This window comes from Paenibacillus sp. BJ-4 (assembly GCF_020404765.1).
Classification (GTDB): Bacteria; Bacillota; Bacilli; order Paenibacillales; family Paenibacillaceae; genus Paenibacillus.
In genome coordinates, this window is sequence record NZ_JAIVEM010000072.1 from 247,812 (window position 1) to 273,147 (window position 25,336).

The 25,336-nt window shown below is 46.0% G+C and carries 25 protein-coding genes and 1 riboswitch; of the genes, 20 read left to right on the forward strand and 5 right to left on the reverse strand.

Translation table 11 applies throughout. The features are described from left to right. Positions 1-12: 12 nt before the first annotated feature. From LCF57_RS13780 to LCF57_RS13820, 9 genes are all read left to right on the forward strand, one after another. Positions 13-1,224, forward strand: coding sequence for an aminotransferase class I/II-fold pyridoxal phosphate-dependent enzyme (locus LCF57_RS13780; RefSeq protein ID WP_318840682.1), 1,212 nt, complete (start codon positions 13-15; stop codon positions 1,222-1,224). Positions 1,225-1,338: 114 nt separating this feature from the next. Further along, positions 1,339-1,545, forward strand: coding sequence for an aspartyl-phosphate phosphatase Spo0E family protein (locus LCF57_RS13785; protein WP_226001197.1), 207 nt, complete (start codon positions 1,339-1,341; stop codon positions 1,543-1,545). Positions 1,546-1,645: 100 nt separating this feature from the next. Continuing rightward, entirely contained in the window at positions 1,646-2,215 is a 570-nt protein-coding gene (locus LCF57_RS13790; protein ID WP_226001198.1) for a hypothetical protein, read from the forward strand. Positions 2,216-2,233: 18 nt separating this feature from the next. Further along, on the forward strand, positions 2,234-2,797 hold the full coding sequence (locus LCF57_RS13795; RefSeq protein ID WP_226001199.1) for a cob(I)yrinic acid a,c-diamide adenosyltransferase: 564 nt from the start codon (positions 2,234-2,236) through the stop codon (positions 2,795-2,797). Between the two features lie 21 nt (positions 2,798-2,818). Beyond that, positions 2,819-3,775 (forward strand): RluA family pseudouridine synthase, encoded by a 957-nt coding sequence (locus LCF57_RS13800; RefSeq protein WP_226001274.1) that lies wholly within the window; start codon positions 2,819-2,821, stop codon positions 3,773-3,775. A gap of 7 nt (positions 3,776-3,782) precedes the next feature. Next, a complete protein-coding gene (locus LCF57_RS13805) occupies positions 3,783-4,148 on the forward strand; it encodes an arsenate reductase family protein (RefSeq protein ID WP_226001200.1) in 366 nt (121 codons plus the stop codon). A gap of 69 nt (positions 4,149-4,217) precedes the next feature. Continuing rightward, positions 4,218-5,114 (forward strand): 5'-3' exonuclease, encoded by an 897-nt coding sequence (locus tag LCF57_RS13810; RefSeq protein WP_226001201.1) that lies wholly within the window; start codon positions 4,218-4,220, stop codon positions 5,112-5,114. Between the two features lie 222 nt (positions 5,115-5,336). Continuing rightward, on the forward strand, positions 5,337-6,215 hold the full coding sequence (locus tag LCF57_RS13815; RefSeq protein WP_226001202.1) for an ROK family protein: 879 nt from the start codon (positions 5,337-5,339) through the stop codon (positions 6,213-6,215). A gap of 165 nt (positions 6,216-6,380) precedes the next feature. Further along, the gene (locus tag LCF57_RS13820) at positions 6,381-7,388 is read left to right on the forward strand and encodes an HRDC domain-containing protein (RefSeq protein ID WP_226001203.1); all 1,008 of its coding nucleotides are present in this window, start codon (positions 6,381-6,383) and stop codon (positions 7,386-7,388) included. Between the two features lie 164 nt (positions 7,389-7,552). Here the strand turns inward: LCF57_RS13820 and corA are convergent, their stop codons facing one another. Further along, complete coding sequence (corA, locus tag LCF57_RS13825; protein WP_025716163.1) at positions 7,553-8,488, reverse strand: magnesium/cobalt transporter CorA; 936 nt, start codon at positions 8,486-8,488, stop codon at positions 7,553-7,555. A gap of 553 nt (positions 8,489-9,041) precedes the next feature. After that, a riboswitch (SAM riboswitch) is annotated at positions 9,042-9,168 on the forward strand. A 115-nt stretch (positions 9,169-9,283) separates the two neighbouring features. On the opposite strand from corA, the gene metA reads away from it, so the two are divergent. The 4 genes from metA to mqnC all read left to right on the forward strand — a co-directional run bounded on the left by metA (position 9,284) and on the right by mqnC (position 14,275). Continuing rightward, positions 9,284-10,201, forward strand: coding sequence for a homoserine O-acetyltransferase MetA (metA, locus tag LCF57_RS13830; RefSeq protein ID WP_226001204.1), 918 nt, complete (start codon positions 9,284-9,286; stop codon positions 10,199-10,201). Positions 10,202-10,326: 125 nt separating this feature from the next. Beyond that, a complete protein-coding gene (locus tag LCF57_RS13835) occupies positions 10,327-11,505 on the forward strand; it encodes a PLP-dependent transferase (protein ID WP_226001205.1) in 1,179 nt (392 codons plus the stop codon). Between the two features lie 2 nt (positions 11,506-11,507). After that, positions 11,508-12,686 carry an aminotransferase class I/II-fold pyridoxal phosphate-dependent enzyme gene (locus tag LCF57_RS13840; protein WP_226001206.1) on the forward strand — a complete coding sequence of 393 codons (1,179 nt, stop codon included), beginning with the start codon at positions 11,508-11,510 and terminating at the stop codon, positions 12,684-12,686. A 455-nt stretch (positions 12,687-13,141) separates the two neighbouring features. Beyond that, on the forward strand, positions 13,142-14,275 hold the full coding sequence (gene mqnC / locus LCF57_RS13845; RefSeq protein WP_226001207.1) for a cyclic dehypoxanthinyl futalosine synthase: 1,134 nt from the start codon (positions 13,142-13,144) through the stop codon (positions 14,273-14,275). A 361-nt stretch (positions 14,276-14,636) separates the two neighbouring features. On the opposite strand, the gene LCF57_RS13850 is transcribed toward mqnC, so the two are convergent. The 4 genes from LCF57_RS13850 to LCF57_RS13865 form a co-directional block, all read right to left on the reverse strand. Next, positions 14,637-15,515: a YitT family protein gene (locus tag LCF57_RS13850; protein ID WP_226001208.1), complete on the reverse strand. Its 879-nt coding sequence runs from the start codon at positions 15,513-15,515 to the stop codon at positions 14,637-14,639. A gap of 72 nt (positions 15,516-15,587) precedes the next feature. Then, entirely contained in the window at positions 15,588-16,814 is a 1,227-nt protein-coding gene (locus LCF57_RS13855; RefSeq protein WP_226001209.1) for a cation:proton antiporter, read from the reverse strand. A gap of 5 nt (positions 16,815-16,819) precedes the next feature. Further along, positions 16,820-17,314: a cation:proton antiporter regulatory subunit gene (locus LCF57_RS13860; protein WP_226001210.1), complete on the reverse strand. Its 495-nt coding sequence runs from the start codon at positions 17,312-17,314 to the stop codon at positions 16,820-16,822. A gap of 209 nt (positions 17,315-17,523) precedes the next feature. After that, positions 17,524-17,919 (reverse strand): hypothetical protein, encoded by a 396-nt coding sequence (locus tag LCF57_RS13865; RefSeq protein ID WP_226001211.1) that lies wholly within the window; start codon positions 17,917-17,919, stop codon positions 17,524-17,526. Between the two features lie 195 nt (positions 17,920-18,114). On the opposite strand from LCF57_RS13865, the gene LCF57_RS13870 reads away from it, so the two are divergent. The 7 genes from LCF57_RS13870 (at position 18,115) to LCF57_RS13900 (ending at position 25,200) form a co-directional block, all read left to right on the forward strand. After that, complete coding sequence (locus LCF57_RS13870) at positions 18,115-18,996, forward strand: putative sporulation protein YtxC (protein WP_226001212.1); 882 nt, start codon at positions 18,115-18,117, stop codon at positions 18,994-18,996. A 61-nt stretch (positions 18,997-19,057) separates the two neighbouring features. Continuing rightward, complete coding sequence (locus tag LCF57_RS13875; RefSeq protein WP_226001213.1) at positions 19,058-19,633, forward strand: 3D domain-containing protein; 576 nt, start codon at positions 19,058-19,060, stop codon at positions 19,631-19,633. A gap of 84 nt (positions 19,634-19,717) precedes the next feature. Then, on the forward strand, positions 19,718-20,032 hold the full coding sequence (locus tag LCF57_RS13880; RefSeq protein WP_152381045.1) for a hypothetical protein: 315 nt from the start codon (positions 19,718-19,720) through the stop codon (positions 20,030-20,032). Between the two features lie 195 nt (positions 20,033-20,227). Then, a complete protein-coding gene (locus tag LCF57_RS13885) occupies positions 20,228-21,814 on the forward strand; it encodes a S1C family serine protease (protein ID WP_226001214.1) in 1,587 nt (528 codons plus the stop codon). Positions 21,815-21,962: 148 nt separating this feature from the next. Beyond that, complete coding sequence (locus LCF57_RS13890) at positions 21,963-22,652, forward strand: response regulator transcription factor (protein WP_068503687.1); 690 nt, start codon at positions 21,963-21,965, stop codon at positions 22,650-22,652. 1 nt (position 22,653) lies between these two features. Further along, the gene (locus tag LCF57_RS13895) at positions 22,654-24,132 is read left to right on the forward strand and encodes a sensor histidine kinase (protein WP_226001215.1); all 1,479 of its coding nucleotides are present in this window, start codon (positions 22,654-22,656) and stop codon (positions 24,130-24,132) included. A gap of 111 nt (positions 24,133-24,243) precedes the next feature. Continuing rightward, the gene (locus LCF57_RS13900; RefSeq protein WP_226001216.1) at positions 24,244-25,200 is read left to right on the forward strand and encodes a 4-hydroxy-3-methylbut-2-enyl diphosphate reductase; all 957 of its coding nucleotides are present in this window, start codon (positions 24,244-24,246) and stop codon (positions 25,198-25,200) included. The last annotated feature ends 136 nt before the right edge of the window (positions 25,201-25,336 follow it).

Here is a 25,336-nt window from a genome sequence, read left to right on the forward strand (position 1 = left end):
AGGAAGATCATGATGAATCTCAAATCAGAAGCATTTACCGATAGCAACAAAGCCATGAGTTCCTATTTGTCCCCGCTGGTACGCGAAATTCCGTCTTCGGGCATTCGTAAGTTTTTTGATCTGGTGGGTAGCAACAAGGATATTATTACCCTTGGAGTAGGCGAACCGGATTTCACAACCCCTTGGCATATGCGGGAAGCCTGCGTCTATTCATTGGAGCGAGGCTTTACCAGCTATACGTCCAATGCGGGAACACCAGAATTACGTGAAGCGATTAGTGAATATCTGAATGAGCAATTTGAAGTCCGTTATGATCCGAAAAATGAAATTATTGTGACGGTTGGTGGCAGTGAGGCGATTGATCTTGCCTTGCGCGCATTAATCGTACCCGGCGACGAAATTCTCGTTCCTGAGCCATGCTACATTTCATATTCTCCTATCACTGCGATTGGGGGCGGGGTTCCGGTAGGTATTGAAACGTTCGCCAAGGATGAATTTAAGCTGACCGCTGAGGCACTGGAGGCTAAAATTACGCCTAAATCCAAGGTGCTGATTTTGTGCTATCCGAGCAACCCGACCGGGGCTACAATGACTTATGAAGATTGGCTTCCGATTGCGGAAGTTGTGGAAAAGCATGATTTAATCGTTATTTCTGATGAAATTTATGCCGAATTGAATTATGGAGAAAAGCATGTCAGCTTTGCTTCTATGCCAGGTATGATGGATCGTACGATTCTCGTCAGTGGTTTTTCCAAAGCCTTTGCCATGACGGGCTGGCGTATTGGATATACATGTGGGCATCCTGACCTGATTGCTGCCATGCTCAAAATCCACCAGTATACTGTTATGTGTGCGCCTTCCATGGGGCAAGTTGCGGCACTGGAAGGCTTACGGAATGGTTTGGGTGAGAAGGACCGGATGGTGGAAGCCTATAATCAGCGTCGTCGTCTGATGGTTGAGGGGTTCCGGGAGATTGGTCTGGAATGTCACGAGCCGCGAGGGGCTTTCTACGTTTTCCCTAGTATTCAAAGCACGGGACTGAGCTCGGATGAATTTGCGCAGCGCCTTTTGACAGAGGCAAAGGTTGCGGCTGTGCCGGGGAATGTGTTCGGTTTGGGAGGCGAAGGCTACCTTCGCTGCTCATACGCGACCTCTGTCAGTCAGCTGACGGAAGCACTGGATCGGATTGGTCATTTTGTAGAAAAAGTAAGAAGAGAAGGTTAAAATTATTTTTTTATGGTTAAATCATAGAAAATAGTCTTTTATTTCTAAATTTATATGCTATAATTTGAAATCGAAAGCAGGAAGTTCAATTTTTCAATTGCAGGAGGAATGCTCATGTCATATGTTGGATATCATTCGTCGGGTTCAATAGGATACGACATTTCCCTGGAAGATGAAATTTTGCTTCTGCGCAATGAGATGACACGGACGTTTCAGGAAGAGCAGTCCTTCACCTCTGATCTTGTTATCGAGATCAGCTGCAAGCTCGATTTGAAAATCAATGAATACATGAAGCTGTATGGTACGGAGTGCAAGGTGTGACCATGTGCATTCAGCCGAAGGTATGAGAAGGCCGCAGGGCCTTCTTTTTTTGCGTTCACAACTTATGATATATTAGTGGCATGGAAGAGGGGGCGTACAGATGAGAGCAGGGATAAAAAGGCTGTCACCGTGGATTATCGGAATGCTGGCACTCGTACTATTGGCCGGATGTGGTGGACGGGACAAGGACAGCTTTTCCATTTTTATTATGGATAAAGGGGATGCTTCAGTCGTTCGTGATGAGCTGACACAAAAGCTTAAGGATAAGCTGGGCGAACAGGCTCCCAACATCGAGATTTCAGTCAGCCCGCTGTATAACCAGCAGAAACTGGTCGTTGAGTATGCTGCTGGAGAGCATGATCTGTTTATTTTACCGGAAGAGGATATGAAACTGTACGGACAGAATGGTTCGAATCTGCCGTTAGATGACGCTTTTGACAAGAATACGTATGCTCGGGGTGTGTTCGAAGGCGGCGTATTTAAGAAGAAGGGGCAGGGAGAAGAAGGAACAGATGTGATCCAGGAAACTCATTTGTTTGGAATTCCGGTGGAGCAGATGAAGATGTTTAAGGATCTAAAATATAACTCAAAAACATTGTTTGCTACCGTGCCGCCGCGTACAAGCAATAAGGAAGAAGCCATCAAGGTGCTGAAAGCACTCACGGAATGATAAGGGGGATGGAGTACGATGGGAATTTATACGAGAACAGGTGATGAGGGACAAACTTCGGTTATCGGAGGTCGAGTGTCCAAAGACGATGACCGTGTGGAGGCATACGGCACAATCGACGAGCTGAACAGCTTTGTAGGACAAGCAATCAGCTTTGCCGAAGGAGAAAAGTTTGCGGATATTCGGACCCAATTGGAGGAAATACAGCAGGAGCTGTTTGATTGCGGATCGGATTTGGCATTTGTTAAAATCAATGAAAGCAAATATAAGGTGAAGGATGAGCTGGCAGAGCGGCTGGAAGGCTGGATTGATGCATGTCAGGAGGAAAATCCGAAGGTGGAGCGGTTTATTATACCGGGTGGCAGCACATTATCCTCAACGCTTCATATTTGTCGTACGGTTTGTCGACGCGCGGAACGCCGGGCAGTCACACTGGGTAAGCACACAGAAATTAATCCTGCGGTACGTCGGTATTTGAACCGTCTTTCTGATTATTTCTTTGTCGTGGCCCGCACAGCGAATGTGCGTCAGGGTATACCCGATGTCGAATATGTGCGGAGCAAAAAAGTGTTCCGCAAATAAGGAGGCAACCGGGAATTTGTGATGAGCTTGTACTATGAACCTATCGTGTATATGATCCCTCCTGAAGAGGAAGGAATGCTGTTGAAGACGATTTTACAGAAAAGAATGAACATTTCACGTAAGCTGATATCCAAGCTAAAGCTGACCGAACAAGGGATTATGCTGAACGGGACACGAGTGTATATCAGCGTAAAGGTAAAGGCTGGGGATCGGGTGGAAATTCGGATGGAGCGCGAGTGTTCCGATGATATTTTACCCGAACCGATTCCTTTTGACATTTTGTATGAGGATGAGCATCTGTTGGTCGTAAACAAGGCGGCAGGAATCATTGTTCATCCGACTCATGGACATTACACAGGCACATTGGCTAACGGAGTTGTACATTATTGGCAGTCCAAGGGAGAGTTGTTCCGGTTCCGTCCCGTTCATCGTCTCGATCAGGAGACGACAGGGGTGCTCGTTGTGGCTAAAAATCCGTATGTACACCAGCATATTTCTGAGCAGATGATTGCGGGAACGGTGGATAAGCGCTATACGGCCTTGGTGCATGGGCGCCCTGGGCGACAGGAAGGACGCGTGGATGGGCCGATTGACCGTAATCCAGATGATCCGCATTTGAGAATGGTGACTCCGAGTGGTTATCCTGCTCTGACGCTGTATAAGCTGGAGGAAGCTTGGAATGAAGGAAGTCGTATCGGTCTAAAATTGGAATCCGGGCGTACACACCAAATTCGTGTACATATGACGTACATCGGCTGTCCGTTGATCGGAGACAAAATGTACCGGGCTATACCCGATGACGCAGCGTCTCGTGAGCAATATGAGCAGCTTGATGCCCGGATGCCTCGACAAGCGCTGCATGCCTCAGAGCTGTCCTTGGTACATCCAGTGACAGGGGAGCGTCTGACGTTCTATGCTCCTCTACCGGATGATATGGCCGAAATGCAGGAGCTGTTAAGAAACAAAATGGAGGATTAACCTAAAGATGAGCCAGTTGAAAATATACCAGTATTCCAAATGCAGCACCTGCCGTAATGCAGTAAAATGGCTGCAAAACAAGGGACATGAGACGGAACTGATTCCTATTTTTGAACAACCGCCCGGACCGGAGGAACTGGAGGATTTGATCAGTAAAAGCGGACTGGAGCTCAAGAAATTTTTTAATACGAGCGGTGAGGTATACAAGGAGTTAAAATTGAAGGACAAGCTCGGAGATATGAGCCGTGAAGAGCAAATTTCGCTTTTATCCTCGAATGGCAGGTTGATCAAGCGCCCCATCGTAACAGACGGGAGTAAAGTAACGGTAGGCTTCAAAGAGGAAACATTTGAGGAGGCATGGGGTGCTCAATAACGCCCAATTCCGCTTCGGGATATGGTATACTGTTGGGGTTAAATAATATGAATGGGAGCAATACAATCTGTGACACAACGTAATGAACAATCCATAATGCTGGTTGACGGCATGGCTCTGCTATTCCGCGCTTATTATGCAACTGCCGCTAACGGCTATATCCGTCGCACAAAAGCTGGAGTGCCAACGAACGCCATATATGGTTTTATTCGATATTTTTGGGATGCTGTCCAAACGTTTGATCCTACCCATGTTATTTGCTGCTGGGACATGGGCGGAACGACTTTTCGCGGGGAGCATTTTGCAGCGTATAAGGGAAATCGAGCCGATGCACCGGATGATTTGATTCCCCAATTTGCATTGATTCGTGAAGTGACGGATAGCCTCGGCATTCCCAACATTGGAGCTGAAGGCTTTGAAGCGGATGATTGTATCGGTACGCTTGCGCGCTATTATACGCAAAATGAAGACATGGATGTGATGGTTCTCTCAGGAGATCATGATTTACTCCAATTGGTGGATGAGCGGACACGGGTCATCATTATGAAGAAAGGCCACGGCAATTATATGGTGTATACCCCAGAGACGCTGTTGGCTGAAAAAGGACTTAAGCCGCGCCAAGTGGTCGACCTCAAAGGCTTAATGGGGGATGCGAGCGACAATTACCCGGGGGTACGCGGTATTGGTGAGAAAACAGCGCTCAAGCTCGTACAGGAATATGACTCCATTGAAGGAATTCTGGAGAACCTGGATCAGTTGACGCCATCGGTGCGCAAAAAGATTGAGAGTGATCTGGATATGTTGCATCTTTCACGCAAGCTTGCTGAAATTCATTGTAATGTACCTGTAGCATGTGCTTTGGACAGCTGTTTGCTAACACTGGATCATGTGCAAATTGTCGACAAGTTTGAGCAGCTTGAAATGAAAAGCTTATGCACGTTGATGGGTGTTGCCACCGGATCATAATGAGGCAGGTATGCTTCATATGTATACTCAGGAATAGTACACGTAAGGATGCTGACGTTTGGAACGTTAGCATCCTTACGTGTACATAGATATTAACAGAGATTCGGTCATGTGAAGGATTATTTACAATTGTGGTCAAGGGATTGACCTTGGGCATGTTTCAGGTGAATATAGTGTAGAGGGAAACGGACTACGTACGATTGAGAGGGGACAACAGAAGCAATGACAGTATTGGGAGCAATTGAAGCAGGCGGTACCAAATTTGTATGTGGAATTGGCAATGAACGGGGAGAGGTACTGGAGCGTGCGAGCTTTCCAACAACCGCGCCAGCAGAAACGATGGAGAATGTCATTTCATTTTTTGAGGGGAAGGGTATTGAAGCGCTGGGAGTAGGGTCATTTGGACCGATTGATCCTATCGAGGGTAGTGATACATACGGCTATATTACGACAACACCCAAGCCGCATTGGGGAAATTACAATCTGATTGGCAAGCTGAAAGAGCATTTTGATGTACCTATGGGATTTGACACCGATGTGAACGGAGCTGCATTGGGTGAATCCATCTGGGGTGCAGCCAAGGGAATGGACAGCTGTCTCTATATTACGATAGGTACAGGCATCGGGGCGGGGGCTCTGGTTGGTGGAAAATTGATTCATGGATTATCTCACCCAGAGATGGGGCATATCCTGGTGCGCCGTCATCCAGAGGATACTTATGAAGGGACATGCCCTTATCACGGAGATTGTCTGGAAGGACTGGCAGCGGGGCCTTCGCTCGAAAAAAGATGGAAGGTTAAGGGACATGAGCTTTCTGTTGATCACTCGGCTTGGGAAATGGAAGCGTATTATCTGGCACAGGCTTTGATGAGCTACGTATTAATTCTGTCACCACAAAAAATTATTATGGGCGGAGGAGTAATGAAGCAGGAGCAGTTGTTCCCGCTCATTCGTAGCAAGCTTCAAGAGCTATTGAACGGTTACGTACAGCATCCGAGTCTGACTATAGACATTGATCAATACATCGTAAGCCCGGGATTGGGCGACAATGCCGGATTGTGCGGTGCTCTGGCCTTGGCCAAGGAAAAGCTAAGTCGTTAAGAATTTTTGGGTTGACGAGGCTCCAAGGTATGGTTATCATATAGGCAACAGCATAGTACGGCTCAAAAAGGGAAGCACCTTTCTTGCGAATACGCAGGATAGGTGCTTTTTTGTGTTTTTGCGTTGTACGGGACTGTAATCAACGATACACAGGGAGGAAAAAATATGGAGATTGCATTTTTGAATCGCTTGTCCAAACGGAATGAACATGGCTATGAGAGCTTTGCCCAGGTATGGATTGGGCAACATGAGAGGATATGGAGTGCCGGCTGGAGCACGCATCATGGCTTGGATGAAAGCACGGATGATCTTTGGTATGAGGGAAGCTTGTGGCAGGAATTGCTGCATGTGTACCGCCATGAGCTGGCGCTCAAGATGGCTGAGGGCTATAGACCTTTAATCAATGGGGTTTTTCATGAGCAGGAAGGAGCAGCAGGACGGGGACAAACGCTGCAAAAGCTGTATTGTTATAGCGATTTATTTCCGCGTGATGATGTTTATGAGCAATTAACAATGTGGAGACGGCAAAAGGCAGCCGCCGAGCGCAAGGCTCCCTATTTTATTGCTACGAATCGTCTGCTTCGACTCATTAGCGTTTATCTTCCCCATACAGATGAGGAGTTGCTCGAGCTACCCGGTATGGGCCAGGGGAAGGTGTCGCAATATGGGAACGAGCTATTGGCTATTACGACACAAAATGACCGGACCACGCCATTCCCCCTGAATTGGGTAACCGAGACGCTGGAAGAAGAAGTTTTTTTGTCATGGATGTACAAACAAAAAGAGAACCAATACAGGCAGGAACTGAACAAATTCAGCCTGACAAAAACGATTATTGAAGGTATTTCAGACGGTCTTTCGCTGGAGCATATCGGAATAAAGGCAGGTTTGCATCGTAGAGAGATGATCGAGGCTGTGGAGCATCTGGACAGGGATGGATTTGATATGGAGAAGCTAATCCGTAAGGAACTGGTAAACGTATCCGAGGAAGAGCAGGCAGCCATCTGGTCTGCCTATGAAGAGTTGGGGGATACGCTGCTCAAGCCCGTCATGCTGCAAGTGTATGGCGAAGAAAAGGCGGCAGAAACAGGACTGGATCAAGTTTATGAGCGCCTGCGCCTAATCCGTATCCGTTACCGCCATCAGGAGACATCAGATCGACATGTAGGATAACCTAGTACAAATCGGAAGCACCGCTCATTCGCCGAAAGGTATAATAGGTCAGGGCTTTTTTAGAAAAAAGTTGAGTGATTGTGTGGGAAAATACGCAACAATACAACAAAACAGCAGCTATATCCTGAACGGATACGGCTGCTGTCTTGGTCACTCTTTTCTTTTCAAACCCAATCCTTCTTGCGGAAAATACAGAACATACTGACACCTAGCGCCACCATAATGCCTATGACAACAAAATAACCATAACGTGTATGAAGCTCAGGCATATTATCGAAGTTCATTCCATATATTCCGGTAATAACCGTCAATGGCATAAATACGGTCGTAATTGCCGTGAACACGCGCATAATTTCGTTTGCACGGTTGGCAATACTGGATTGATAAGCTTCTCGAAGGTTACCCATCAAGTCGCGATAAGTTTCGAAAGTCTCCGAAATTTTCACAGCATTTTCATAAATGTCGCTAAAGTATTTTTGTAATTGATCGTCGATGAGTCGTAAATCCCGTTTGTTCAGGGTGTTAATGACTTCCTTTTGCGGACCTAGCACTTTTTTCAGCCACAGAATCTCACTACGCAAGCCGATGATCTCATTCAAATGCGACTTTTTCGTATGCATGAGAATATCTTCTTCCAGCTTTTCAATGCGAACCTCAATCCGGTCACCAACCAAAAAATAGTTATCAACAATCAAGTCGATCAACAGATACATAAAACGGTCCGGCTGACTTACCTCCTGCTCCCAAAGCATAGGCTTAAGGGTGCGAAGTTCATTGATTTTTTGCTTGGTCACCGTAATGATAAAATGACGGCCAAGAAAAATGTTCAAAGCACGCAAAAATATTTCTTCATCATCAAAACGAATACTGTTTACAACGATAAAATAATGGCTTTCGTAAATTTCAATCTTCGGGCGTTGCTCTTCTTCACTCAAACAGTCCTCGACCGCAAGATCATGCATGGAGAATAAAGGCTGGAGCACTGCCAGATCATCGACATCGGCATCAATCCAATAAAAGCCTTCTGCTGGTGCAGTAAGCGCCATTTCAATTTCTTCGACAGGGGTAAAAACCCCGTTGTTTACCAAACGGATTTTCATATTTGTCACTCCTTATGCTCCGTCGCAACGGAAATACGTGTACCTTAAGCATAAGGAATGGACTCAGTTAGCCAGTTAGCCGGTTCGGGTAAGCGCGCATTCCCATCAAAAGCCGAAGGCTTTTGGAGCATGCAGAGCCTGGCGTCCCGTCTTTCGGCAAGCTGAAGTCATTCCTATGCTGTTGTTCAGGGATCGCCGCCTATTCGGACTCGGGTCGCCTTCCATTCCGGATTCACCTCACAAATGTTCTTTTTAAGGTTGCCACAGTACCGCAGAAAGCAATCAAAATTTGCACTGTTGCTCTATATTTGTGCCTATTAGCACTTGTATAGTATAACGCTCGGCCTACGGCCTTTCAAGCGCAAAATCATGGGCTGAATCAGCAGCAATGACAAGAGCTTCAATGATAAGAGTGGGATGATTTAACCTATGGAAAAGGTAGACAAAATGTGAATGAAGGACACAAATTTACAAGTCCCATCTTGACGAAGCCCAGCCGATGCATTAAAGTGTTTAAAAAAGAACTTTGTGAACCTAAAATGAATATAGCGAAATCTTATCAAGAGCAGGTGGAGGGACTAGCCCGATGATACCCGGCAACCGGCGATTCTAATCGCACGGTGCTAATTCTTGCAGGACGTGCGCTTTGTACAAAAGCGTATTGCCCTGACAGATGAGAGAGGCGCATATGGATACAAATATGACCTTTCTCTAATGGAGAAAGGTCTTTTTATTATATGCCCGGCATCTCAACAGACGATTTTCGCAAAACTTACCGAACAAGGAGTGAGTTATATGCCGATTAAGATTCCGGATACATTACCAGCCAAGGAAGTGCTGGAGAGCGAAAATATTTTCGTAATGGATGAAAGCCTGGCCTATCACCAGGATATTCGTCCGTTGCGCATCGCCATTTTGAATTTGATGCCTACAAAAGAGACAACAGAAACCCAGCTTTTGCGACTGGTCGGCAATACTCCGCTGCAAGTGGACGTTACATTGGTACACATGAAGTCCCATGTATCCAAAAATACATCGCAAGAATATTTGAACATGTTTTATAAAACGTTTGACGAGATCAAGAACAGTCGTTTTGACGGCATGGTTATTACAGGCGCCCCGGTGGAACAGCTTGAGTTTGAAGATGTGAACTACTGGGAAGAAATCCAGCAAATTTTTGAATGGACGAAAACGAATGTCACTTCGACCATGCATATCTGTTGGGCCTCACAGGCAGGTCTATACCATCATTTCGGTGTCCCCAAATACGGACTCGACTTCAAATGCTTTGGCGTATTTCCACACACGGTTATTAAGCCTAAAGTGAAGCTGTTACGCGGTTTCGATGAACTTTTTTATGCTCCACATTCCCGGCATACGGAGGTTCGACGGGAGGATATTGATCGTATTGCCGAATTAGAGGTTTTATCCGAATCGGAGGAAGCCGGCGTGTATCTGGTAGCCACGTGTGATGGTAAACAAATTTTTGTAACGGGTCATTCTGAATACGATCCGCTTTCGCTGAAATGGGAATACGATCGTGATGTGGCCAAAGGATTGGACATTGAAGTCCCCAAAAACTATTTTCCCAATGATGATCCTGAACGCACACCGCCCTCTATCTGGCGTGCGCATGCCAATTTATTATTTTCTAATTGGCTTAACTATTATGTATACCAAGAAACGCCTTACGATATCGGGCCCCAGATTTAAAAAGGGGCTTAAAATTCACCTTGCCGCAGTACCACCTTGCAGTAGTGCAGCAGTATAGTGTTTGATCATCCATTTGTGCAGCGTAGGTTACAACATCCGAATTGGAAGTTAATGGGAGGATTCATATGAGTGAGAAGCAGTGGAAAATCGAAAGCAGATTAGCGCAGATCGGTTCAGTAGAGGAGCCAGTAACCGGGGCTATTAATTATCCGATTTATCAAGCTACGGCGTTCCGTCATCCCCGTCTGGGTCAAAGCACAGGATTTGATTACATTCGGACGACCAATCCGACGCGAAAGGTACTGGAAGAGGCCTCAGCTGTATTGGAATCTGGTGATGCAGGCTTTGCTTGCAGTTCCGGCATGGCAGCGCTGCAAACGGTATTTGCTTTGTTTGGACAGGGAGATCATCTCATTGTATCGTTGGATCTCTATGGTGGGACATATCGTTTGCTGGAGCGCATTTTATCTAAATTCGGCGTGACGGCAAGTTATGTGGATACAAACGATCTTGAAGCACTCGAACAGTCATGTCGACCGAATACTAAAGCTGTATTCATAGAAACGCCTACGAACCCATTGATGATGATTACTGATATTCGAGCGGTGGCTGAATGGGCATCACAACGTAAGTTGCTTACTATTGTAGACAATACGCTGCTAACACCATATTTCCAGCGTCCATTGGAACTGGGTGCCGATATTGTGGTACATAGCGCAACCAAATATTTGGGTGGACACAATGATGTACTGGCAGGTTTGATCGTAACCAAGGGCAAAGAGCTGTCGGACGAAATTTCCTTCCTTCACAATTCTATAGGAGCTGTGCTTTCCCCAAGCGACAGCTATCAATTAATGAAAGGCATGAAAACGCTGGCGTTGCGTATGGATCGACATGAGCATAATGCGACGGTACTTGCTAACTATTTATTGACTCACCCTGCAGTGGCGGAAGTATTTTATCCGGGGCTCGAAGGTCATCCGGGTCGTGAGATACAAAACAAACAATCCAGCGGCAACACAGGTATTTTCTCCTTTAAGTTAAAGGATGCTCGCTATGTGGAGCCCTTACTTCGTCACATTAAGTTGATTGCATTTGCCGAAAGTCTGGGCGGAGTAGAATCGCTGATGACCTATCCTGCGGTGCAGACGCATGCCGATATACCAGCAGAAATTCGGGATGCAGTGGGGGTAGATGACAGGCTGCTGCGTTTCTCAGTAGGTATCGAGCATACAGACGATTTAATTGAAGATTTGCGTTCGGCCTTAGAAGCGGCACGTCAAGAAGTTGAAGGAGGGGAGTAGCAATGATTGAGGATGCAAGGAAAATCGAGCAAGCTCTTAATAAGGAGCGGAAATTCGCCACCAAGCTGCTGCATTTTGGCTCTGAAATAGACAGTGTAACAGGGGCGTCGAGTGTTCCCATCTATCAGGCTTCTACCTTTCACCATCATGATATCTTTAATCCTCCACAGCATGACTATAGCCGTTCCGGTAATCCGACACGACAAGCTTTGGAGGACTATATCGCCCTCTTAGAAGGCGGAGCCAGAGGTTTTGCCTTTGCATCCGGCATGGCGGCCATTTCCACTGTATTTATGCTTCTGTCGGCTGGAGATCATGTCATTGTTTCGGAGGACGTATATGGAGGAACGTATCGACTGCTGACCTCTATACTGAAACGGATGAATATCGAAACGACCTTTGTCGACATGACAGACCTCAACCTTGTAAAAGAGGCCTTGCAGGACAATACAAAGGCTGTGTATATAGAAACCCCGTCCAATCCTACACTCAAAATTACTGATATAGCAGGAGTAACCTCTTGGGCACAGGACAAAGGACTTTTGACGTTGCTGGACAATACGTTTATGACACCTTATTATCAGCGTCCGATTGAGCAGGGGGGCGATATTGTCTTGCACAGTGCGACCAAGTTTCTCGGTGGACACAGTGATGTGCTGGCAGGGCTTGCGGTAGCACGTACCGACTCGTTGGGAAGACAAATCAAGCAGCTCCAAAACGGGATGGGGACTGTGCTGGCCCCACAAGAGTCATGGTTGCTCATGCGTGGCATGAAGACGCTGGAAGCCCGGATGGCACACAGTGAAAAAAGCGCAGCAAAGCTTGCGAACTGGCTGAACGAGCGGGCCGATATTCAGGCTGTATACTATCCGGGGCTGGAGAATCATCCGGGGCGTGCTGTTCATGAGAGCCAATCCAGCGGCTACGGTGCCGTTATTTCGTTTGATGTAGGTTCTGGTGAGCGGGCAAAAGAAGTCCTCAGTCGTGTGCGTATTCCAATTGTTGCGGTGAGTCTGGGAGCTGTAGAAAGCATCCTGTCGTACCCAGCGATGATGTCACATGCGGCTATGCCGCATAGTGTACGTCTGGAGCGTGGAATTACGGACGGACTACTTCGTTTCTCTGTAGGACTGGAGGATATTGACGACCTGATCAGCGATTTGAACGAGGCGTTAAGATAGAGCATTTAGCTAGAGCATTTAGCATCAGTACAACAGCAGCATCTTGGCGTGTTCATGCAAAAGAAGCAAATTATGTACAGTACTAAACAGCAAGTTTCCAGTATTTCAGGAGACTTGCTGTTTTCAATAGAATAACATAAAGAACAGTGTGAAAAAACGCACATTTCAGTCCTGTTTTCTTATTTTTTGGATATACGTACTGTTAAAAATGAGCTGGATAACCCCATACTTCTCAAGGTGAAAAGCAGAAAGAAGCGGGAATAAGTATGGTTCCTTACCTAAAGATATGTTAGTATTATCAATAGGTTTTACTATGCTAAATAGTACAGACAACATACAAGGCAAGTCATGAACATACATTACGGCAGGGTTCGAACGCAGGTTTGTGAAAGCATTCTCGTTCATAAGTCCTGTCTTTCATTTCGTCGCCCTGTGAAAGCGAAGGAGGATACACCATGAGTGTAATCGACCATATTTTAGATAAAGCCCTGCGCGGCGAACGCCTGAATTTAGAGGATACCGTTGCTTTGTTCGAATCAGACGAGGTAGAGAAAATCGGTCATGCGGCGAATAAAGTCATGAATCGAATGCATCCGAATCCCGTTAAAACCTTCGTCATCGGACGAAATATTAACTATACGAACGTGTGCGATGTATATTGCCGTTTTTGCGCTTTTTACCGCAGACCGGGTTCAGATGAAGGTTACGTTCTACCGGATGAGGTGATCTTTCAGAAGATCAAGGAAACGCAGGATGTAGGAGGCACTGAGATTCTGATGCAAGGCGGTGTGAATCCGAATCTGCCGTTCAGTTACTATACGGATTTGCTGAAAGCCATTAAGGAGCGTTTTCCTAATATTACGATGCACTCCTTCTCGCCGGCTGAAATTCATAAGATGAAAGAAAAATCCGGTCTTTCCATGGAAGAAACCATTCGAGCCATTCATGAGGCCGGACTGGATTCACTGCCGGGTGGAGGCGGAGAGATTTTGGATGACCGCACACGCCGCAAAATCAGCCGTCTCAAAGGCTCGTGGCGTGATTGGATGGATGTGATGCAAACGGCCCACAAGGTGGGTATGAACACGACTGCTACGATGGTTATCGGCTTTGGCGAATTGATGGAGGAGCGAGCGCTGCATTTGCTGCGTGTTCGTGATGCTCAGGACGAATGTATTGAAAATAAATATAATTCTGAAGGATTTTTGGCCTTTATTCCTTGGACCTTCCAACCAGATAACACAAATCTGAAGAAGGAGCGCCAGACACCGGAGGAATATTTGAAAACTGTTGCGATCAGTCGCCTTGTACTGGATAACATCAAGCACATTCAGTCCTCATGGGTAACCATGGGACCGGAAATCGGCAAAAAATCGCTCTACTACGGTTGCGATGATTTTGGCAGCACAATGATTGAGGAAAACGTCGTTTCCGCCGCAGGCGCAACGTATAAAGTCAACATCGAGTCCATTTTACAGTTGATCCGCGAGACCGGTCACATTCCGGCACAACGTAATACCCGTTATGATATTATTCGTACTTTTGACAGTGCCAGCAGTATTGAACATGACTTTATTATGCAAAATTAAGAATACATCCGTTCATATTTCGTAATCATTAAAAACGCTTATCTATCAGTAATCCGTATAGAGGGATTAGTGTAGATAAGCGTTTTTTGAATTGTTTATATTCATCTTGAAGTTTATTGTTGCAGGCAATAAGCAAATGATTAAAGATATTATTTCAAACTAACGGTTCTGACATTATTTCTATAAAATGAAGAACAAGATAATATTCCAAATGCAGACTTAAAACAGTCGTTGTTCTACTTTTGTTACTTCAACAAAAAGAAATAGACCGCCCTCTCCAAAGATAAACGGTCTATTTCGATCGACAAATCTTTGAACAGCCACCCCCTTATAAGCGGCTGTTGCTAATCCTTGGCTTTTGCTACACCTTCCATCGCTTCATATACATCATCTCAGCCTGCGGGTCAGTCATTTGAATGATCGCTTTGAAGCGCTGCAAATCCAAAAGATGAACATGGTACACAATAGTCTTTTCAGTTTTTTCATCGACCAGATCTTTCTTAATTTCATCCTTTGTCTGAACAGGACTTCCCACAGAAATACGTTGTATACGAAGCCTGCGGTACAGAACATCCTCGACAGTGTGCTGGTTATTGCTGATGACACAAACCATGCGGGTCAGACCCGTAAACATCATCAGCCGGGTCGTTTCGTAGGCGGCGAGGCAGGATAAGGCTGAGTACAGAGCTGGCTCCCAGCCTAACACAAAACCAGTCGTAATGAGCAGCAGACCATTACAAAGCATCACAATTTGTATCAGCGGAATTTTCCGTTGTGTTAGAAACAGAGCCGATGGGCGGCCATCGCCAGACTCGTTCAGCCCTAGTGAATCGAGTAGCCCCCCGTGACGGGCCGCCAGCCCTGCACCAAGCCCGATACAGATTCCGCCCCCCAAAGCACATACAACCGGATGGCCGCTCACTGCTGGGAAGGGCGACAGAATAATGGCTGAGCCTGAAAAGGCAAACAAGCCAGGTAATGCCCGAAGCAGCATGGGCTTGTGGGTAGACAGTGAATACAGCAGCATCAAGGGCAAGTTCAAAACGAATAGCAGTAATCCAAAATGCTCCTGTGTATAAAGCGACACGAGTCTGGAGATACCTGTGACGCCTCCAGCGATCATATCGTGCGGATGTAAAAACAATTCCAGACCGACGGATGACGTAATTCCGCCAATCACCGTATAAAAGACAGGGAACCTGCTCGTATCTCCCAAAGCGGACTTTACAAGCCGCTTCATAGAGCTTTGGTATGCTTTTCAATGTGCGGCATAGCCTTCCCTCCTAATGATTGTCGTATCCAGCCTCTACAGTTACATCGTATTACTTTCTTCGTTTCGAAGGCGGGGGTCCTTGAATTTGAATATTTTGTTCATCATATTAAAAATAGGTTTTGATTGCTTGGTCAACAACGGTCCAAGAATCGCCAGTATGAGGACATAAATGGCTGCAAAGGGTTGAACAATATCAAGTAAACCGCCTTCTTTGCCCAAATTGGCCATAATGATCGAGAATTCACCGCGCGCGACAATGGTCAGACCAATATTAGCGGATGCTTTGGGCGATAAGGAGGCCGTACGCCCAGCCAGCATCCCGGCCCAAATGTTACCGAACAGCGTAAGCATGACCGCCGCCAGTGCCAGCCATATTGCGTTTCCCCCCAGGGATAACGGATCAATGGAAAGTCCAAAGCTGAAGAAGAACAGGGCGCCGAAGAAATCACGGAAAGGCACAATTAAATGCTCAATCCGTTTGGCATGCTCTGTCTCAGCCAGCACCAGACCGACCAGCAGGGCTCCGATGGCTTCCGCCACATGAATCGTTTCCGAAAAACCGGCCACCAGAAACAGGGAGCCGAAAACAACAAGTCCGAATACCTCATTGGAGCGAATACGCAGAATTCGATTTAACAGAGGAATGGCCTTTCGGCCGATAATAATGACAGCAAGCATAAAGCCAAGCGCAATGAGTGCCGATAGCAGTACACCTCCGAGCGAGGATGAATCGCTGAGCACCAATCCGGAGAGGATGGAAATGTATACGGCGAGGAAAACATCCTCAAACATAATAATGCCCAAAATCATTTCAGTTTCGGCATTGGCGGTTCGCTTGAGATCCACCAGCACCTTGGCAGCAATGGCACTGGATGATATTGTCGTTATCCCGGCAATGACCAGCGTCTCCGCTATAGGGAAGCCGCTCAGAAAGCCAAGAGCCAGCCCCAATGTAAAATTGATGCCGATATAAATGGTCCCGCCCACAGCAATGGAGCGTCCTGATTTAATCAGGCGGCCTACTGAGAACTCCAGACCCAAGTAGAAGAGAAGAAACAGCACTCCGATCCTGCCCATAAAATCAATGAACGGAGCGCTTTCAATAAACCGGAAATCAAAATGCCATAGCTCCATCGCGTGCGGTCCAACTGCCATTCCAATCAGGATATAAAAAGGGATGACCGAGAAGCGCAGTCTGGAGGAAATAAGTCCGGCTGCTGCGATTAGAACAATAGCCAAACCAACCTCAAATACCAGATGATCCATCCAATCTACCCGCTTCCGTTCATAAGAATTTGTTTAAAGCGTTTTTGCTGATCACGTTCCCCAACAACGACCACAGTGGCATCCTCGTTAATAACCACTTCAGGGCCAGGATTTACAAACTTCTTCCCCTTTTTCTCCACAATAGCAATGACAGTAGCGCCCGAATTTTGCCTTACATCCAGATCACCGATAGAATTGCCAACACTTGCATAGTGGGGTTCCACTCTGTACCATTCGATAATAAAATCGTCAAACGTCATTTCTACGCTTTCAAGCTGTTTGGGTCTATACGTCATGCCACCGATGATGGAGGCCACCTGTCGTGCTTCCTGATCATTCAGAGTGGTCATAGAAATGCTTTGTTCCAGATCCTCGTAATCAAAATGGTACAACTCACGCCTGCCGTCATCATGAATAATAATGACAATTCGGTCGCCACTCTCAGCATCTATTCGATACTTAATTCCGATTCCTGGCAAAATAGACTCTCGAATATCCATTTGTAAAGCCTCCTGTATGATACGTTTATTTGAAATAAATGATATGGGAAATAAATCACATACTTTGAGTGTGATATGAAATCCGAATCGACTTGTATGAATTTTAATGAATTACATAAAACTGGAATCTATATTTTTCTTTTCAGACTTATTAGGAAAAATAAACAAATAGACATGCAAATGTGTGATATGCATATGAAAAGGGGAGATTAAGCCACATAACTAGAGGTGAATTTGATGGGAAACAAGCACAATTGCTTTTTTAGCTTACAAATGACAGGAATGAAAGGTAGACGTATTTTTGGGATGCTCAGCAGCAGCACAAGTGCTATCAAAATCACATAAGGGAGTGATTTGGCCGCAGCAACCACCAGATGAAGCAATGGGGAGGATTTGCGAATAGCTGGTTTGGAGTAATGCTCCAGCCCGTGGGAGTTCGTTTTCAACGAGGAAGTGTCAGCATAAGGCATCAAAGAAGAACTCGCAGTAAACTGCAGGGATTGAGTGGTGTCTTCCGCATGAAACGTCACAGGAAGGGACAAAATCTGAACGAGGCTCAATATGACGACCATACATGTACGCAGCATGTTCAGCATCGTTGACATCTTATCCCCTCCCTCTTATGAAAAATTCATATTGCTATAACCTTAACATACCCCACCCTAAATATTCAAACTTCTTTCGATTTTTGAAACCGATTATTCCCATATAAATATGACTTCCCGTTTCCAGTCGTTCACTTCGTATAACCCTACAGAGGCCGCCATATACTGAAAGCAGTGATCGAAAGGAGTGAGCCAATGGAACTGTTTACAGTGTGGACCAATACAGATGGAGAACAGGAAGCCGATCGTTTCTATGAGGTGGTCAAAAGTAGAACCAAGGGCCTACATATGTCACGGCGCGGATTTCGATTCACTTTCAGACAGCTGGAAAACAAAGTGGCATGGACCTGCAAGGGCACGGAGAGCAATTCGGAGTTTGAAGGCTTTCTCCCCTGTGTATACAGCATCATGTCTTCGGCGATAGCGGATTATATTATCCAAGTTAAAGAGTGGGAAATGCTTAACCAAATTCTCACTAAAGCTTGTTCGCTGTTGGAAAAAGAGGACACGACCCGAATTCGCAGCATGATTCGCTCCCTCCTAAATGATGATGGCCCGAGAGGACGTTTAAAACGCCACGGTAAACTGACCACTCTCCTGGAAAAGGATTTCAGGGAGCTTCGTGTAATGAATTTGGAAGGGCTTATTCAATTTAGGCTGCATGCGTATAAAAAAGAGCTTGAAGAAATCGTCGACTTTGCCATGGAGGAATTTTGGGCAGATCGGCAGTATGAAGAATTTATGGGGCTGCTCAAATACTTTGTGTTTTTTCAGGAAAGTAAAGTTCCGCTCGTGCATGTGCTTCATCAGGGCGGGCATGATTTTATCATTCTCGATAGCGCTATGGTCCCTATATCGACTCCCGATGCAGATGACATCATAGTGGAGATGCCAGGAATTGAGCTTGAAATGGAGGTCGAGGATCGAATCGTGAGCACCCTTATTTCGATTTCTCCTGCTTCCATTATATTGCATACACATGATGAACACACCCCCATTGTGCAAACGCTGCTGCATATTTTTGAAGATAAGGTAAAGCTGAGCAGACTTTATCCAGATCAGGATGTTCAAAAATAATAAAATGTTTGTATAATCCAACGGATTTCTGGAAAGCCTTTGCCTCAAGGGGAGGTTTTTTATGAGATCCATGTTGATATGGAAACGGATTTTGGGCACTATCCTCATTGCAGGCTGTATGATCATGCCTGGTAATGAAGTATACGGTCACAAAGAACCGGTCCAGCATAAGAAATGGCAATCAACACCTGTTTTAGCCCCACCCGAAGAACAGGTCATTACGACCATGACGGTCACGGCAACAGGATATACAGCAGGCTATGAATCCACTGGCAAACGGCCAAATCATCCCGGTTACGGTATTACGTATTCCGGTGTAAAAGTGCGTCGTGACAAAAACACACTGTCCACGATTGCGGCTGATCCCAAGACGTTTCCCTTGGGCAGCATTTTGTACATTCCAGGTTACGGCTATGGCATTGTGGCAGATACAGGATCAGCAATTAAGGGCAACAAAATTGACTTGTATTTTAAGACAACCCGGCAGGTATACTCCGAATGGGGTAAGAAAGACGTGAATGTTCAAATTATAAAAAAAGGGAACGGAAAATGTACGGAAAAGATGATACAATCGCTCCAAAAGGCGATAGAAACGCATAAATCCATTCCAAGCTCAACACTAGATGCTTCCATTTAATCCTTGAATATTGTCCTTTCTGACTTCACATACTATGTTGCGGGATGAGCTTATCCCACAAAATTTATTGGGAGGTTGGAAATTATGCCAAATCAAAATCAAGGCGGAAGTTCTTTCACGAACAAAGGATTCAAAGCAAACGTAGGTAACCAATTTAAAGCGGAATTTGCACAAGACAATTCGGTAGGTGTTGTTTCTCAAAAGGTGAAGCAGTCTGAACAAAATAAAATTCAAGACAACTTCCAAACACCAAATGAGAAATATGATGAAGAATTTGCGACAGATCAAGGCGGTACGAGCGCAGTAGCACAAAAAGTACAAAACTCCAGTCGTAGCAAAATTCAAAGCAATGCGCAAACACCGAACCAAAAGTTCGATGAAAACTTTAACACGAAATAAAACAGCATATATAATCGACAATGCCTCGGAAATTTCCGGGGCATTTCGTATGAAGTGAAAATGGTTAAGTACATATAGGACTAAGGTTTTATCTGCTTTTTAATTTTTTTTAAGGTGGAATTAAGGTTTAAAGTGCAAAATAAAGTCAGTTAAACAACACCACCTTGAAGCATAGGGTTTGGGAGGAGATATACAATGGACGAATTCAAAAATAATAATTCCGGACGCCGGAACGACAACGATCAGGTTGATGCAGATAGAACAACTCGACAGAACGAATCAAACGGTTCTTCATATTATTATTCCTATGGTCCCTTTTCTTCAGTTCAATCGGACGGACAACGCAAAGAAGGGCAGGTCGTGGAGAACGACGTTGAGATTACACCACCGCAGGCGGTAAGATCTTTTCCTCCCTCCTACCATCGAGCCGGGCCTGAGCAACATGATGGTTCAGGACGGAATAATGGCAACTGGCAATTCAAGCCGAATAAGCCCAAGTCGCAGATAAAAACGATTTTCCTGTCTTTTCTGGCCGGAATGCTGGTTATTACAGTATTGATGTATACAGCTGACCGAACCAATATGTTTACACCGGAAACGGCGATGACTTCAGCGGTAGCGGACAGCGGAGAAACGACAAATTCAGGAACCACGAATTCTACGCCAAGTGCAGTTCCGGCTGTGATGCCTTCAGGTACTGCTGATGTTCAATCCGTGGTAGCCAAGGCAGGGCCGGCAGTTGTCAAAATCGAAACGCTTGCCAAGCAATCCAGTAGTAGTGGCAGACAAAGCAGCCCTTATTTCAATGACCCCCTGTATCAATACTTCTTTGGAAATCAATACGGGGATAGCGATGGTAACAGCGGTGGCAGTAATGGAAACGAAGGTAGCAATAGCGGACAACTGACCCCGCTTGGTATTGGTTCCGGTTTTATTTTTGATAAATCGGGTTACGTTCTGACCAATAATCATGTTGTCGAAGGTGCAAGCGTGGTTCAGGTTACAGTGGAGGGAACCAATAAGCCGTATGAGGCTAAAGTATTGGGAAAAAATGCAGACCTTGATTTGGCGGTACTTAAAATTGACGGTAAAAATAACTTCCCGACAGTAACGCTGGGTAACTCTGATAATGCTAAAGTCGGTGAGTGGATGGTAGCTATCGGCAACCCTGAAGGTTTTGAACATTCGGTAACAGCCGGGGTGCTGAGTGCGAAAGAACGTACAATCACCATTAATAGTGAATCGACTGGAAAACCGACCCAATACAAGCATCTCATTCAGACGGATGCGTCCATTAACCCAGGTAACTCTGGTGGACCGCTGTTGAATCTGCAAGGACAGGTTATTGGTATGAACGTAGCTGTGAGTGCAGACGCACAGGGAATTGGTTTTGCGATTCCGTCCAATACGATTTTGGAAGTTGTCGATAAGCTGAAAAATAATCAGCCAATCCCGAAAGAGCCTGTACCCTTCATTGGTGCAAGTCTGTTAAATCTGAGCCCTGAAGTAGCCAAGGAATTGGGTACATCTCTAACCGAAGGTTCGGTTGTGCGCGATATTATTTACAAATCGCCTGCTTATCAGGCGGATCTGCGTCCTTACGATGTGATTATCGGAGCCAATGGCACACCTTATAGCACATCACAAGAGCTGATTCAGTTCATCCAAAAACAAAAGGTAGGTACAGCACTGACACTTAACATTGAACGGGCTGGACAGAAAAAGGACATTCAGCTGAAAATAGGCAACAAAAATGACTTTAGCTCAACTCTTCAGCAATAAGCTAATAACTCTATTTAAATGAACATGTTAATTGGAAACGGAAGGAAGAGTCCTTCCGTTTCTTGCTGTATGCGGCGGCAAGGTGCTACACGCGTCTACTCCTGCTACAATAGAGTGAAAAGAAGATGATAAAGGAGTTCGATCGTGTATGCGTTCTACCGTTCTGATTATTGATGACGATGAGAAAATTGTGTCCATGCTGCGCAGAGGGTTGGCTTTTGAAGGCTATGAAGTGCTGACGGCCGCCAACGGAGCAGAAGGATTGAATAAAATGCTTACAGCCGAGCCTGATGTTGTCGTGCTGGATGTCATGATGCCCCAGGTGGATGGTTTTGAGGTATGCCGCCGCATGCGCGAGGGCGGAAGCACGGTACCTGTTCTGATGCTTACAGCCAAGGACGAAGTGGAGAATCGGGTTAAGGGCTTGGATTTGGGAGCCGACGATTACCTCGTCAAGCCGTTTGCACTGGAGGAGCTGCTGGCACGGGTGCGGGCGCTTTTGCGGCGTAAAACCGAACAACAGGACAATAACGGAAACCGACTTACTTTCGAGGACCTGCAGCTGGATAACGAATCGCGTGAAGTGTTTCGTGGGAGCAAACGTTTGGAGCTGACAGCAAAAGAATTTGAGCTGCTCCATTTGTTTATGCAAAACCCGAAACGTGTGCTGTCACGCGATTTGATTATGGACAAAATTTGGGGGTATGACTATAGCGGGGAATCGAACGTGCTGGAGGTGTATATTGCCATGCTTCGCCAAAAAACGGAGCAGGATGGCGGCAAACGACTCATTCGCACGATTCGAGGAGCCGGTTATATTTTAAGAGGTGATGTGTAATATGTCTATTCGGTGGCGGCTGACAGCTTGGTATTCGAGCATCTTGGCTATAGTGCTTGTCATTTTTGGTCTGGCTATTTACGGACTGGTTTATTATTACACATACAATGAAGTAAAAAGTCAGCTTATGACTCAGGCGCCACGGATTAACAAGCAGCTATCGCTATCGCTTACTATCAAAGGTGGATTGTTTGAAGTCCCCAATCTGGATTTGGGCTTAAAGCAGGGACGTGGAATTGATGACTCACAGCTATATGTACAAATTTATAATTACACGTCCGGGGTAACCAAAACGACTCAAAATATGAAAGACCTCAATATCACCTTTCCTGTGCCAGCTACAGGGGAAGGAGCAGCTCAAAGTGAGGGAGTTCGACGTGTGAGCGTAGATGGAGATACCTTTATGATTTATCAGCAGCCAATCAAGGCCGCTGACCTGGTAGTTGGAATGCTACAGGTGGGGCAATTCACGGGCTCTCAGGATCGTCTCATGAACAGGCTGCAAAGTGTGCTTGTATACGGTTCGTTATTTGCTTTACTCGCCGCTGCGACCTCAGGCCTCTTTTTGGCTCGCAAGTCCATGAAGCCGCTGGTTAAGGTGATTGAGGGGGCAAATCAGATTCAATCCAGTAACGATTTGAGTGTTCGTATTGAATATGACGGACCGGCAGATGAAATTGGGCAGCTCATCGGGACGGTTAACAAAATGCTAGGCCGCACAGAGGCGTTTTACAAGGAGCTGGAGGATGCATACGGCGCACAGCGCCGTTTTGTGGCCGATGCTTCCCATGAGCTACGTACACCGCTTACGACGATTCGTGGCAATGTTGATTTTTTGGTCAAAATGTGGACTACCGAGCCGGGAGAGCGACCGAATATGGATGAAGCAATGATTCGCGAGCTATCTATGGAGGCGCTGAATGACATGGCCGATGAAGGCCAGCGGATGAGTCGTTTGGTGAGCGATATGCTGTCACTTGCGAGAGCAGATACGGGGAAAACATTCGATAAGAATCCCGTCGCGCTGGAACCGCTTGTAAATGAGGTTGCACGTCGGGCTCAATTTCTGGAGCGAACAGCCGAATGGAATGTGGGCGACTTTTCGCTGTTGAATGGCATTTATATGGAAGGCAGTAAGGATTATTTGCAGCAGATGCTATTTATTTTTATTGATAATGCGTTCAAGTATACTCCTGAAGGCACCGTCCGATTTGATGCCATTGTTTATCAGGGACAGGTGGGTCTGCGGATCAGTGACACGGGCATCGGGATGGACAAGAGTCAGGTTCCCTTTATTTTTGACCGCTTTTACCGGGCAGATGAGTCACGCGGTGTTACGGAGGGAATCGGTTTGGGACTGTCTATTGCCAAGTGGATTATCGATGAACATCACGGGTCAGTGGAAGTGGTTACACGTCAAGGAGAAGGAACGACATTTATCATCTGGCTTCCGGTCAGCTTTTCCGCACCTTTGGAATAAGCTATAATAGGAAGGCAACTACATCATAGAATTGGCCGGTAGAGGCTTGGATGCCCATAGCTGCCCACTTATTGGAGCGGTATACTGTGTCGAAGAAAGCGGGTGCTATTTTTGGAAGTACTCAGAATTTCACCCCGGGGTTACTGCTACGGCGTAGTCGATGCCATGGTATTGGCTCGTCAGGCTGCCAGAAACCTGGACTTACCCCGGCCTATTTATATACTGGGCATGATTGTGCATAACAGCCATGTCACCAATTCCTTTGAAGACGAAGGGATTATTACACTGGACGGTCCGAATCGTATGGAGATTTTAAGCCAGGTAGAGAAGGGTACCGTTATTTTTACCGCCCATGGCGTATCCCCTGAGGTTCGCAAGCTGGCCAGAGACAAGGGACTGACTACGGTTGACGCGACGTGTCCGGATGTGACGAAGACCCATGATCTGATTCGGGAGAAGTCATCGGAAGGATACCAGATTATTTATATCGGCAAAAAGGGGCACCCTGAACCGGAGGGAGCTATCGGAATTGCGCCGGATCATGTCCATCTGATTGAAAAGGAAGAGGAAATTGACACGCTTACGCTGTCTGAGGGCAAAATCCTCATTACAAATCAGACGACCATGAGCCAATGGGACATCAAGCACATTATGAAAAAGTTGCTGGAGAAGTTCCCGGGTGCCGAGATACACAATGAAATCTGTCTGGCAACGCAAGTGCGTCAGGAGGCTGTAGCCGAGCAGGCTGGGCAGGCGGATCTGGTGATTGTTGTCGGTGATCCGCGCAGCAATAACTCCAACAGACTGGCCCAAGTATCCGAGGAGATCGCCGGCACTACAGCCTATCGAATTTCAGATGTGACAGAGCTGAAGAGAGAGTGGCTGGAGGACGTTACGAAGGTTGCGGTCACATCTGGAGCCTCTACACCTACGCTGATTACGAAAGAGGTCATTACGTATCTGGAACAGTATGATCCGGCTAACCCTGATACGTGGGAGATTCAGCGGACCATTGATATGAAAAAACTGCTGCCTCCTGTACGGGAAAAGTCAAAAACAACGAAATAACATGGATTGACCATAGTCGCTATTCGAGGAATGATACCCGGATAGCGGCTTTTTAATTGTTATGATAAAGATAAATCTGATAAAGATAAATGGAGTAATAATTAAGTATTGACGAGTAAAGTCAAAACAGGTATAG